At 37.6% G+C, this 12644-nt stretch carries 10 protein-coding genes; 2 read left to right on the top strand and 8 right to left on the bottom strand.

The window, feature by feature from the left end; all coding sequences use genetic code 11:
- Positions 1–67 precede the first annotated feature (67 nt).
- Positions 68–1012, top strand: coding sequence for a tRNA dihydrouridine synthase (locus J663_RS05075; protein ID WP_068972712.1), 945 nt, complete (start codon positions 68–70; stop codon positions 1010–1012).
- Positions 1013–1092: 80 nt separating this feature from the next.
- Here the strand turns inward: J663_RS05075 and J663_RS05070 are convergent, their stop codons facing one another.
- The 7 genes from J663_RS05070 to J663_RS05040 form a co-directional block, all read right to left on the bottom strand.
- Complete coding sequence (locus tag J663_RS05070; RefSeq protein ID WP_033848247.1) at positions 1093–2046, bottom strand: DUF6160 family protein; 954 nt, start codon at positions 2044–2046, stop codon at positions 1093–1095.
- A gap of 161 nt (positions 2047–2207) precedes the next feature.
- Positions 2208–4619 carry a DUF6160 family protein gene (locus J663_RS05065; protein ID WP_033848245.1) on the bottom strand — a complete coding sequence of 804 codons (2412 nt, stop codon included), beginning with the start codon at positions 4617–4619 and terminating at the stop codon, positions 2208–2210.
- Between the two features lie 32 nt (positions 4620–4651).
- Positions 4652–5377 carry a DUF6160 family protein gene (locus J663_RS05060; RefSeq protein ID WP_032012510.1) on the bottom strand — a complete coding sequence of 242 codons (726 nt, stop codon included), beginning with the start codon at positions 5375–5377 and terminating at the stop codon, positions 4652–4654.
- Positions 5378–5392: 15 nt separating this feature from the next.
- A complete protein-coding gene (locus tag J663_RS05055) occupies positions 5393–7426 on the bottom strand; it encodes a hypothetical protein (protein ID WP_033848243.1) in 2034 nt (677 codons plus the stop codon).
- A gap of 230 nt (positions 7427–7656) precedes the next feature.
- The gene (locus J663_RS05050; protein WP_033848242.1) at positions 7657–9135 is read right to left on the bottom strand and encodes a hypothetical protein; all 1479 of its coding nucleotides are present in this window, start codon (positions 9133–9135) and stop codon (positions 7657–7659) included.
- A gap of 303 nt (positions 9136–9438) precedes the next feature.
- Positions 9439–10008: a dCTP deaminase gene (gene dcd / locus J663_RS05045; RefSeq protein ID WP_003653416.1), complete on the bottom strand. Its 570-nt coding sequence runs from the start codon at positions 10006–10008 to the stop codon at positions 9439–9441.
- Positions 10009–10122: 114 nt separating this feature from the next.
- Positions 10123–10716: a LysE family translocator gene (locus tag J663_RS05040; protein ID WP_005071033.1), complete on the bottom strand. Its 594-nt coding sequence runs from the start codon at positions 10714–10716 to the stop codon at positions 10123–10125.
- A gap of 362 nt (positions 10717–11078) precedes the next feature.
- On the opposite strand from J663_RS05040, the gene J663_RS05035 reads away from it, so the two are divergent.
- Positions 11079–11645, top strand: a complete 567-nt coding sequence (locus J663_RS05035) for a DUF2062 domain-containing protein (protein WP_017401861.1) — start codon at positions 11079–11081, stop codon at positions 11643–11645.
- Positions 11646–11677: 32 nt separating this feature from the next.
- Here the strand turns inward: J663_RS05035 and J663_RS05030 are convergent, their stop codons facing one another.
- Positions 11678–12550: a 5'-methylthioadenosine/S-adenosylhomocysteine nucleosidase gene (locus J663_RS05030; protein ID WP_033848236.1), complete on the bottom strand. Its 873-nt coding sequence runs from the start codon at positions 12548–12550 to the stop codon at positions 11678–11680.
- Positions 12551–12644: the final 94 nt, after the last annotated feature.

Raw genomic sequence — 12644 nt, 5'->3', positions numbered from 1 at the left:
CGATACTAGACAGCGTTATGCATATCCCGTATAACGCTGTTTTCGTTTTACTCAGGTGACACAGACTGTGAAACTCATACTCGCTCCAATGGAAGGTTTAACTGACCCGATCATGCGGGATACACTCACATCTGTTGGTGATTTCGACTGGTGTGTGACCGAATTTATTCGCGTTACAGACAGTATTTTGCCAGACCACATCTATTATAGTTTTTGTCCTGAACTAAAAAATGATGGTAAAACAGCAGCCAGTACCCCTGTTCATGTTCAGTTTCTAGGTAATAATCCAGATATGCTGGCAGCAAACGCAGCAAAAGTTGTTGAATTGGGTGCACCTGCAATCGACCTTAATTTCGGTTGTCCTGCAAAAACCGTTAATCGACATCGTGGTGGTTCAGTCCTTCTTGATGAGCCAGACGTGGTACATATGCTGATTAAAGCAGTAAGAGATGCTGTACCTGCACACATTCCTGTTTCAGCAAAAATGCGTTTAGGTTATCTTGATGAAAACCATACGATGGAAAATGCCCACGCTGTTGAAGATGCAGGTGCAAGCTGGTTAACTGTACACGCTCGAACTAAAGCAGATGGCTATACACCACCAGCTTATTGGGAAAAAATTCTACCTATTAAAGAAGCTTTAAAAATTAATGTGATTGCTAACGGTGAAATCTGGACCAATGCTGATGCTAGAGCTTGTCAGCAACAATCTGGCTGTGAAGACTTAATGATTGGCCGTGGTGCGGTAACGACTCCAGATTTAACCCAATGCATTCGCCAAAATATGGATGAAGCATTATTTAGTTGGGAACAACTCGTTGACTTACAAATTCGCTTTTTAAACGGTCAAGCAAAAACAGAAATTGGGATGGTTGGTCGTTATAAGCAGTGGTTAGGCATGATGACCAAAGCCTATCCTCAAGCGAAAGAATTATGGGACCAAGTGAAACGTATTAAAGCTTTAGATGAAATTGTTCAACAATTAGAACATACCAGATCAGATACTATTTAACTCGCTATAACCTTAAAAAAGAGGGCGATTGTTTTCACAACTACCCTCTTTCGTATTTCAGGTTAAGCTATTATTCTTTTTTAAAAGCCGCTTACTTTCATTTTAAAGTCAGTTACAGAAACACCAGTGACACCAAAACTCCCCATAGAACCATTAGGTAAATTATTAAACGTTGTTGTATTTTGAGTACCCATATTCCCTAAAGTGACATTATTAAGTGAAGCATCAAATTTACTAGATGCGCCTGTATTCCCAAAAGTTAATCCAGTTGGATCAACTCCTGCATAAAAACCATCTAACACAAAACCAGTTGAGGTATTTGTTCCTGCAAACTTAAACCCAAATGTAGCACCCGTATTATCGGACACTAAAGTAATTGGACAACCCGTAGCAGCAGAACAAATAGATTGAATTGCCCCACCAAATTTAACCATAACGGACTGGGCAGCATGACCCAGTTGAATGTTTAAACGGGGTTTATTGGTTTGTACAAAGTTAATATCAAGATTTCCACTAGAACGAATGATTTCTTTTACACCCGTATTTACTGTCGTTCCCGAACTAAAAATTGATTTTGGTGCATAACTTGTTAATGCATAATCGGATGGACTAGATAAAGATGTACTTGGGGCTAAATAAACTGAAAAAGGTAGAAGTCGAATTCCGTTTACATCATTCCCCATAGATATAGCTAAATTTAAAAAAGGATTTCCACCCCCAGCATCGGTATCCATTGCAATATTAAAAGAAGGATTACCCGATACAGCGGCTTTAATAAACTCTATACCAGCAACTGGATTAGTAGAGTTTCCAGCAATAATAAAACCAGCCTTGCTGTTATAAGAAGTTGAAGCAATACCGTTAGTATCAATAAGTGCGACTTGATTAAATTTAACTTTATCGGCCTGAATTCCTAAAGTTAAACCATTTTGGCCCGTCGTTGCTGCAAGGCTTTGATCATCCAAAGGTTGCATTGCAAAAACACTTGAACTACTGACAAGTAGCAGCCAATATCCTATATTTTTATTCTTCATGTCGCTCTAATCCTTAAGAGACAAACGCTTATTATTTGTTCAGACTATCAGAATAATATTCAAGTACAAAGCAATTATCTCTATAACCCGACGAATGCAAATCCAATCACACTAAAATAAAATTTATATAAAAAAGTGACGATAATCGTCACTTTTATTTATTAGTTAAAGGCCCCATTTCTAGGCACAATACTAAAGCTACTATTTAAACGTCCACCAGTAATTGCAAGCTCACCTAAACGTGCTCCCGCTCCTGTTGAAGGCGGATAGAAATTAATATCTTTAACACGTAATGCACCGTCAATACTCTTATCAGGGTTGAAATAAACCGCTGTATTTACCCCAACTTTACCTAAACCACTTGTTGTATCTTTACCCACAACCAAAGCGGTATTAAACGCTAGCTTTCCTGTAATATTGTCAAAACCAATTGCAGAACCATCAATCGGATCACTAATTTGAACCGTATTTCCAGTTGCTGTCGCAGGCACTGTGAAATCGCCGAGTACAGTTAAAGCACTTCCATCTGCAATTGAACTATTTGGCACAATTGATAAGTTAAGATCGCCACCTAAACGGAGTTTTAGACCAAATAAGACATCATTATTTTTGGCAAAATTATCGATAGGTGAAGTACATGAACCCGTCGCTGGACAAGTTTTATATTTAGCCCCTGGTAAATAACCTGCTGCAATTTCTGTTGATAAAGCAAGTAGCATCTCTTTTAAACTAATATTAAGACTGCCATTTTCTAAACCAATACTTCCATTGCCTTTTAGGAACATATCGATATTACGTAAGCCCATGTAATAATCAGTAGGACTACCACCATTATTAGCATTTGGAGAACCATCAATTAATAAAATTGAGGTTGTTTTAGTTCCAGTCGCATCACGTCCCGTAGTTCCAGCAGCAATACCAAAACCTAAACGCGAAGTGGTTCCAGATGTAGCCACAGCATTTCGAATAGGCTTACCATTTGCATCTTTTGTATAGTAATAAGCACTATTTGCTGGTGCATCTAAACCATATACAGCAGCGTTAGCATTTAAATTATAAAAAGGTAAGGCTAAGCCCCACTGATTATTTGCACCATTATCTGCAAACTGATTGGCAGCAGCAACATTTGCACTTGTCGTAAAACGACCGCGTCTTGAAAATGCTTGAAACTCTGCTCCACGCATCGCAAGAATTAAGCTAAACGGATTAGTCACCGTATCACGGTGAATATTATGTTGGTAATCAGCAGCTGTTGTTAAAGTACCCGACCCTAAACGAATTGCATTTAAGGTCGCGTTGTTTGGCATTAATAATGTTTTTGTATCAGCAAGATTTAAATAAATATTTCCGCTGTCAAAATAACCGCGTGTAGCTGAGTTAAGACCTGTTAAATTACCAAATTCGAAACCATAGGCATTCAGACCTGCTCCACCAATTTCTAAAGTGGTTGCTTTGCCATCTGAGCCTAGCATTGAGTCATTGTCTTTAGTGAATTCACCTTTCATACGAAAGGCAATTCCAGAATTACCTAAAATACTATTACTTGAGCCCGTACCCGCAGCGGTATTTGCTGTACCTAATATTGTTGTATCTGACGTACCATCCATGCCACGGACTTGTAAATAACTATTTACCATACGTCCGCTAGCACCTAAACGAATCAAGCCTTTCGCATTTTGGGGACTATTGGTTGCATCTAAAGCATAAGGGTTAGTTTTATCGACATTAGAACTTAACATGACCTCAATATTCAGGCCTGAATTAGTTACTTTTCCACTACTGTCTACATATGTGCCTGCTGTTAGACCAGAAGCTGAATCTGCTACACGATTAAAATCAACATAGCCATAGGTACTATTTGGGGTTTGTCCTACACCAGCGACATTAGTTCCAGTATTTGTCTGTAAAACCACGCCACGAATTGGGTCAATCAGCATGGCTCCTTTACCGACAAAATTAAAGTTAAAATTTCTTAAAATTAACTGATTTAGCTGACTACGAGCATCTAATTGCCCTAAATAAATATTGGCATTATTAATACCAAGCGTCATGCTTGACTGGCTATTTGCATTAAATAAGCCATCTTGGGTTGTAAGTGCCAAATTTAAAGGAGAGGTCGTTTGAATAGCCAACTGCCCTAAAGTTGGCGAGCATGTAGCTGAACTATTACAAACTTTAACGCTATTTACGGTAATAAGTGATGGACTGCTTTGCATAGAAAAGTCGAGTCCAGTTTTACCCGTAGTTGGGTTACTCCCTACATCTAAACGGTAATTTGTACTTAAAGGCTGATTAGATGCATTACTTTTTTGAACTTTTATCCCGCCTGCTTGCGCTCTTAAGACCTGATCTGCACTACTAGATGTACCTGCATGATCATCCCAGTAAGCATTATCAATATTGATTTCATTAAACGTCGTTTGAATCGAAATCCCATCTTGTCCATTAACAGCACTCATGTCAGCATCTGTTAAAGCTTCTAACGCAAAAACATGTCCGCTCACTAACAACATGCTGGTTGTTAATGCGTTTAAAATAAACTTTGAGCTGTGATTTTCTTTATTTTTTTTCATCACTTCAGTTCCTTTGAAATCTACATTAGCCCTTAACAACGAGGATGGCTGCCATCACAGCTAAAGACCATGACTTTTCCTTGGATAGCCAAATTTCCATTCATCATCAAGCCCATAAAACCAGTTTCACGTCCATGGTCATACGCCGATGGTGTTGCAGTAGCAACTTGCTGGTTTGCACTATTAGCAGTGGCAGCATAAGTTGGCTTTTTGAAATATGCATAATCATACATATTTGCACTCGACCCTTGCGCTGTTGTTGAGCTGGTAAAGTTATCTTGCTCAATTGATAAAGCATTAAAACCAAAGTTACGAATTAAAATTGGCTGTGCCGCACTAAAACTAAGCTGAATCGCAGGCTTAATCATTTCAGTATTATTTTTATCCAAATACTTTAAATCAGCGCCATCCAAACCCATCTTTTGAATATTTAAAGTACCTTGTACGCCTTTAAATACGAGCCAAAGTTTATTACCACTATCACTATTTTCGGCCCAACCACTTGGTTTCGTTGCATCTGCTTGTACAAAACGCTTATTAATTGCAAAGCCGATATGGCAAAACTCTACGTTCTCACAGACACCACCACTACCATTGTCAAATACACCGTTAGCTGTTTGGTTTAAATTGAGCATTAAAGATAAATCAGCACCAGCTTGACCATTAATCGCCTGTAATGCTTCATTGTCTAAAGTTTGTAGCTCTGCATGAGTGACCGTTGCACAAAGAGCGAGGATTAAAGTACTTATTTTTTTCATATCACTCTCCTCCTCTTATAGGCCTTTAGTTGTCAGTTTCAAGTGCTGTATTAAAACACCGTCAATGACAGCAGACCCCATGTTATTACTAATCGAAGAGCTGATTTGTGCTCCTGATAATTTATAAGTATTTAAATCTGCATTTGGTGTAGTAGTAGTCCAACGTCCATTATTATAAAGTGCATCAGGTAAAGGAGTACCATTCGGTACAACAAACTGAGCTCCATTCCCTGCATCAGCTAAGGTATAACCTGTATTATTTACTGTTGGGTTATAATAAGCAGTACTATCTATATTAGCCCAGTTCGCACCTTGAGAATCAAATCGTAAACCTGAGCCCGCATTGCCAGTCCAACCTGTTGCTGTACGGTATTGCCAGTCATAACAAGTAAAAATTAAACTACATGTATAACTATTTACGCGACGTTCCTGATTTTGTAATTGATAAAAGTTTCTTGTCTGCGTTGGCGCTGCTACAGTACCGGTAGGTAACTTACCAAATGAAATACCGACCGCATCTTGAGTATTATTACCTTTAAAAGCCTCTAAAGTGTTGGTCGCAGCATTATAAACAGTTGAACCAAATGAAATACTACTATGTGTTGCGCTAGAACCTTGATAAGTTTTACCGCCTAAGGTTACATTCGTACCACATTGATAAATATTACAAGTTGATCCTAAATAACTACTGTCTGCCCCACTATAGTCTGTATAGATTTTCTTATAAATTTCAGGTTTATTTGGAATACGCGCAAGTTCTAAACTAAAGTTCTTGCCATCCGAGCTTAGAACCAATGGTTGATATAAAGACCCTAACACAAGGTTAATATTTGGATTATAAATATACAAACCTTCATTCGCATCAAAAGTTGGAGCAAGTCCGCCATTAATTGCAGGCGTTACTAAATTACCCTGCCCAGTACCAGATTCACGTGTACTTAAACGTAATACATTATTCATGGCACTATCAGTTGGTGCGGTCCATGAACCTGTTGATGTAACAGTCGTAGTCTGGCTACGAATACGATATAACCAGTCTGAACTTGGAGAATTATTACTTGGTGCGCCAGTATATTGCGTGCTGTAACGGTTTACCCATGGGCCAACTGTTGAGGTAGGAGTATTTGCAGTAATCGTTGCTCTTAAATTAGAGGCGTCCCCACTATTTAAACGAATAACTCCAGCAAAGCCTAAAGTATCGTTATAGAAAGGGCTCATTCCTCCCGCGGATGTCGCTCCACCTAGGGTCTGGAAAAGCTGCAAACGGCTACCATTTAAACTAAAGTTATTCCAAATCCCTTGTAAACGAAGACGGTTTGCACGACTTGCATCTGTACTTGTTCCAATTAAACCATTTGAATCACCATAATTAAATTGATCTGCAGCACCATTTATTTTATTTGGATTTCGGACAAAAATATCTGTCCATAAGCCTAGTTTTAGCTTATATGCATCTATACCAGCAGCGTCTTTTGTTCCTACCTCATACAAAGGTGCTTCTAGAGCTAAATTAGTCACTTGGCAAGTTGGATCAGCTGCACCACTACAATTTGTCGCACTAAAATTCGGTACTAAGTTTTCTGTAGCAACTTTAAAAATCCATGGGTTAACAGCAGTTCCCCAACTTGAAATCGTGGCGGCAGAATCAGTAGTGGCTATTCTTGTATTAGTATCATTATCAGATTTAGAAAGCGCTAAACCATAAAGAAAAATATCGGCTTTACCTACTGCACGATCACCTGAATCAATTGAACCATTTTTATTCGTATCTGCGGCTGTCATACTTAACGGACCAACAGGTACGTAATTGATATAACCAGTATCTTTAGTACGATCAGTTAAAATCTGATTTGGTGTTTCATTAGCACCTGCGCCACGAAATACCATATAAGTATTCTGTGGCAAGATAGCAATACCTTCACCAGTAGTTTCACTTAAACCTGCATCAGAAAGTTCTTCAAGCGCGAAACTAGATTGACTGATACAAAGCCCGATTAAACTTGCTAAAACGGTTTTTTGAAACCTTACCGTATAATTAAGTGTAGTCATCTTGACCTTCCTGTTTTATACGATGCCGTGCACCATATTTATTTTTCTTTAACAATCCTTGAGGTCAGGTGAATCTTTCCTTTTCACCTTAGACAAAGAAGCAAATCTAAAAGATATTGCCAACTTTTCCACATTTCTATTATGAAGAATATTTGCACAAATGCAAAAAAAAGCATGTAAAAAATTACTTTTCCGATGAATGCAAACTAGTGTAACTATCCACATAAGATTTAACAAAATGTCAAATTAGGACCATGACAGTTAGTTTTAAAGTTTTGGTTAGTTAACTGCAAATTATTTAAATTCAATGTTAACGGACTATTTTTTAAATCAATAGTACCGATATTAACATCTAAATCTGCTCCTAATAATAGGCCATCGAGATCTGAGGTTTGCGCTGGATGAGATTGTAAATATGCAGAAACAGCAGTTGAAATTTGTGGAAATAACGGTGAAATATCAATCGCATCCTGAGGAATAATATTACCGACGTTAACTGGTTGTGCAAAAGACATCCACCACCCTTTTTGAGCAATATCATCTGGTTTCGCACCAGGCCATTGCAAGGCCTGATTTTGCAGAGCTAAATACATTGGTGAGTTGATAGGTAAATTATGAATTAGACCTAATGACTGTGTTAAATTTAAATTCGCAGTAATATTTGAAATCGTACCATTCATGTATACATTTGAAAACTTTTTACCTGGGCCAGCAACTAAACAAGCAAATAAAGTGCAGTCTGTTACAGTAGCTTCAACTTTACCACCTTGAGTATAAATGCCAGTCGGTTCAGGGTATGTAGGGTCATGGGGACCTGCTGCATTATATTGCACGGTACCATCTACAGGATAAGAACTACTATGTCCTACATAAATATTAGGGACTTTGACCGGCGCAGAAAGGACTTTAGAACTGATACGATTACCATTGACCTGAATCGGAGCAATCTCAAAATAGTTATTTTGAATGCCAGGGATATTAAATCCCCCATTAGATGTAATAAATTGAACTTCAGCAAGGCTACCTGCACTTAAAGCTTGCAAACGACCTGTAACTGCGTTTGCCCCATATAAATTATCTCGAGTGGCCGAAGTTGTGGCATAACCTTTAATTAAACCACTGCTATCGGATTGAACCTGCATATAACCCGAAATTGAATTAATACCATTTGGTCTAGTCGTATTTTCAGTACCAGCTGTAAGTAACCCAATAAATTTCTCCGCACTCAATCTTAGACCAGCAACCTCACGAGTCGAAGCAGAATTAGGATTTTTAATTGCAAACTCTATGAACGGATTTGTTAAAACAGCAGATGATGAAGCTCTGTCTTCACTTGACATGGGCAAAGGGTTACCATTAGAGTCAAATTTTTGACCACTTAAGCTGAGATTATCAATATCAATATCACAGCCCCCTGCCCCATTAACACCGCCACAGCCTAACTGTAGTTTACGAATATTGGTGTTAATTTCTAATTCAGCTTCCATACCTAATTTGAAAAAACCAATATTACTATTGCTATTACGGAGCTTTTCTAAGTTTGCAGAATCCGTAGGCGCAATATAAGACATACTCATCAAGGCTTGGCCTCGAGTCGCTGATAATTCATCATCTGACATAGGAACTAATGTAGAAGCAGCATGCGCCGAAGAAAAGCATAAGCTTCCAAGCGCTAATATAGCTACATGAAGAGACGTAAACTGTCGCATGGCCGACCTCCGTATCCGTGGGGGCATAATCCTGTTTAATTTCTTTTTATTTGGCCTATCTGCATTTGATAAATATTTAACTAAAAATTATCAAAGAGAGCCTTATATCAACCACATTTGCTTTTAAATTCTGTGATGCAGAACAAAAAAACAAATTATTTATTGATCATTTTATATCATTTTTTACAAAAGGTAACTGTCGTTTATCATAATTCCGATAAACGCTTTTCACAAAATTTTATTTATAAAATTGGGCCACCTAAGTGACCCATTATTTTTTAAAATCTTTTCATCGAGGAAACATTAAGTTTTAGGAAGCGTAACACCTGTTTGACCTTGGTATTTACCACCACGGTCTTTATAAGAGGTTTCACATACTTCATCACTTTCAAAGAATAGCATTTGTGCTACGCCTTCCCCAGCATAAATACGTGCAGGTAAATTTGTCGTATTTGAAAATTCTAACGTAACGTGACCTTCCCATTCCGGTTCTAATGGAGTCACATTTACAATAATACCGCAGCGAGCATAGGTCGACTTGCCTAGACATACAGTCAACACATTGCGAGGAATACGGAAATATTCAATTGTACGCGCTAGGGCAAATGAGTTTGGCGGAATAATACAAACGTCAGACTCAATATCGATAAAACTTTTGTCATCAAAATTCTTTGGATCGACAATTGCAGAATGTACGTTTGTAAAAACCTTGAATTCACGGGCACAGCGTACATCATAACCATAGCTAGAGACCCCGTAGGAAATCAACTTTTCACCATTTTCATCAAAACGGACTTGATTCTCTGCATAAGGTTCAATCATGCCGTGTTTTTCGCTCATTTCGCGAATCCAACGATCAGACTTAATGGCCATGTATTTTCTATCCAAAAGGTAAATTCATTGATTTCGACGTACTTTAACTTAAAAAACCAATTATGAAAACAACACAAAGCTACTCAAACAAATAAGAATAGCTCAGCGGTACATTTAAAGGTTCAGTAAAGCAGAATAACTAATTGGAATTGAAAAGCTGACCAATACAAGTGAAGCAGTTTTTTGCAAGTTAGTTTGATTTAACCAACCTACTTTTTTAGATGCTAAAACCGATCCCAAGAAAATCCAGAACAATGCAATTGGGGTAATAAGCGCTAAATAAGCCATCATATGAATTAAATAAATATGAAAATTACTCCATGCAGCTACTGGGAAAATTGCTGAGGCAAACAGTAATGCTTTTGGGTTTAATAAAGTGGCGCAGAATAACTCACGAGCACGAATTGTTGGCTGATTTAATTCAACTTCTTGATTTGCCGTATGCCATAACTTGATGGCTAAGAAAATAATATAGCAAGCGCTCAATAGCTTTAGAATAGGCGGCAGCATTGGTAGTGTGCTAGACACTTTTCCAATCAGCATTCCCCATGCAGAAATAGAGATTACATAACCCAAAACTTCTGCTGGAATAAGTTTTACTGACTTCCTTAAACCCACTTGTACTCCTGAAGAAGCGAGCAGAGTATTGGTTGGGCCTGGAGTAAGTAAAATTGTGGCTACTAAGCCAATAAAAAGCCATGAAATCATTGAATGACCTCACAATATAGTCATCTCAGATTAATAGATATCCTGTCACAAGGCAAAAGGTAATTGTAAGACAAAGTATTTCAAGTTATTTTCAAAATAAAAATAAAGTATATAAAAACAAACATTTACAAAATTATCACATAAAGTCGAGAAGAAAACTTTACGGTCAGTTGTTATACTTTTCAAATAGATTCTGAGTTAAGTAACATAACTATTTTTATTTTAAGTCTATTTTTCCATCAAAAGTCTTTATAATAAAAAATATATAGCACTGGTAAGTTTAAATTTTAAGCTTTTAATAAGTTTCAATTCATATATTGTTTCTGATTTTTTATATAGAGCATCGCGCTTTACTACCCTTAATGATTATGGCAAAGCATTTTTTTCAATCTTGGCTTCCCTCCCCCGAGAAAGTTTCAAATATGAAATTTCTAAGGATTTTTGGTAAAAAAACCCTTAATCCTGTGCTTTGGTATGTCAATCGAAAATCAATTACCCGAGCTGTTTTTGTCGGAACTTTTTTTGGTTTACTGCCTATTCCTTTTCACAGCGTATTTATTGTGATGGCTGTATTACTATTCGAAGTAAATTTACCAATTAGCTTGATGCTCGCTTGGTTAAGTAACCCGCTTACATTAGTTCCTATTCTATATATCGGTTTTTGGTTTGGTGCACACATTTTTCATGTGCATATGATTAATAAAGAAATGTTGCTGGGTGTATTACATCAGATTTCTCGTTGGATTACTCATTTCGGCCATGGCCACATTGATTTTAGTCTCGCGAAAATCTTGATGACTGGACTTGTTGTAGAAGCTTTTGTATTTGCTGTCATTTTATATATATGTACAGAAATTTTCTGGCGCTGGATGGTCGTTAAAAATTGGAAAAGTAGACATCGTCAAAAGAAGCAAGAAGAGGTTTTATAAAAGCTTCACTCTTCTTGCATAGGTTTAAATCATTATTTTGGCAGTTTTGATTTCATATATTCTTCGGCCACATTAAGCACATATTCTTGGCAAGCCTCTCCTGTACCAGGGTCATAAGCTCCGTTATTGGTAATATTATTAGATAAGATTCGAATGCCTAGGAAAGGAACATTAAACTGGCTTGCGATTTGTGCAACAGAAGCCGCTTCCATTTCTTCAACAGAAGTACCATAACGCTGATGGAAAAATTGAATACGGTCTAGCTCATTATTCCAGACATCTGCTGAACCAATCGTTCCTTCAACCACATCACCTTTATCATAACGGACTTTATGCGCTGCCATTAACAACTCTTGGTCACCCTCAAATTTGCGTATTGCAATCGGTTCTGGATTTGATTCTTGAGTTGGCAAAACATCAAAAGCCTCAACCCATGTAAGTGAGTTTGAACCACCGCCCACTGGCTGTTTAGGTGTTCTAAATGCACCAATATTGGTTGTATATTTTCCTAAAACAATATCATAAACATGTAAATCAGGGTCGTGTCCACCTGAAGTTCCCTGATTAATGATCGCAATTGGTTTATAGCGTTCAATCGCTAGAGCAGTTGCTGCAGCAGAGTTACTCATACCCATACGAGTTTTAGAAATAATCATTGGGTAACCATTATAGGTTCCTTTCCAGAACGTCCATCCTCCTACTGTTTCAACAGTTTTATTCTCTAACTTTGAAGCCATTCTTTCCGACTCTACGGGTAAGGCCCCCTGAATAATGATCGGCTGTAACTTCTGTTTTTGTTCCTGAACTGTTGGTGTTTGTGAAGCAGATGAGTTGTCATCGTTACATCCAACTAAAAATAAAGCGCTACATAAACTGATTACGCCCAAACTATACTTAAATTGCATTTTTTAACCTTTCTTTTTAAAAATTGTAAGGTAGCAATCTACATGCCAATTTCAAGTTCAGCTTTGTTATTAGGATTCAGTAATTTAATTTTTT

The organism is Acinetobacter sp. 826659, assembly GCF_000588515.1.
In the GTDB taxonomy this organism is placed as follows: domain Bacteria; phylum Pseudomonadota; class Gammaproteobacteria; order Pseudomonadales; family Moraxellaceae; genus Acinetobacter; species Acinetobacter pittii.
Note: the sequence above shows the minus strand (reverse complement) of the source record. Positions and strands in the feature narration are given on the sequence as shown.

Bases quoted from the DNA above. Each gene is read 5' to 3' on its own strand.
- J663_RS05070 (WP_033848247.1), bottom strand. From the start codon at position 2,046: ATGAAGAATAAAAATATAGGATATTGGCTGCTACTTGTCAGTAGTTCA.
- J663_RS05050 (WP_033848242.1), bottom strand. From the start codon at position 9,135: ATGCGACAGTTTACGTCTCTTCATGTAGCTATATTAGCGCTTGGAAGC.
- J663_RS05065 (WP_033848245.1), bottom strand. From the start codon at position 4,619: ATGAAAAAAAATAAAGAAAATCACAGCTCAAAGTTTATTTTAAACGCA.
- J663_RS05060 (WP_032012510.1), bottom strand. From the start codon at position 5,377: ATGAAAAAAATAAGTACTTTAATCCTCGCTCTTTGTGCAACGGTCACT.
- J663_RS05055 (WP_033848243.1), bottom strand. From the start codon at position 7,426: ATGACTACACTTAATTATACGGTAAGGTTTCAAAAAACCGTTTTAGCA.
- J663_RS05030 (WP_033848236.1), bottom strand. From the start codon at position 12,550: ATGCAATTTAAGTATAGTTTGGGCGTAATCAGTTTATGTAGCGCTTTA.
- dcd (WP_003653416.1), bottom strand. From the start codon at position 10,008: ATGGCCATTAAGTCTGATCGTTGGATTCGCGAAATGAGCGAAAAACAC.
- J663_RS05040 (WP_005071033.1), bottom strand. From the start codon at position 10,716: ATGATTTCATGGCTTTTTATTGGCTTAGTAGCCACAATTTTACTTACT.
- J663_RS05035 (WP_017401861.1), top strand. From the start codon at position 11,079: ATGATTATGGCAAAGCATTTTTTTCAATCTTGGCTTCCCTCCCCCGAG.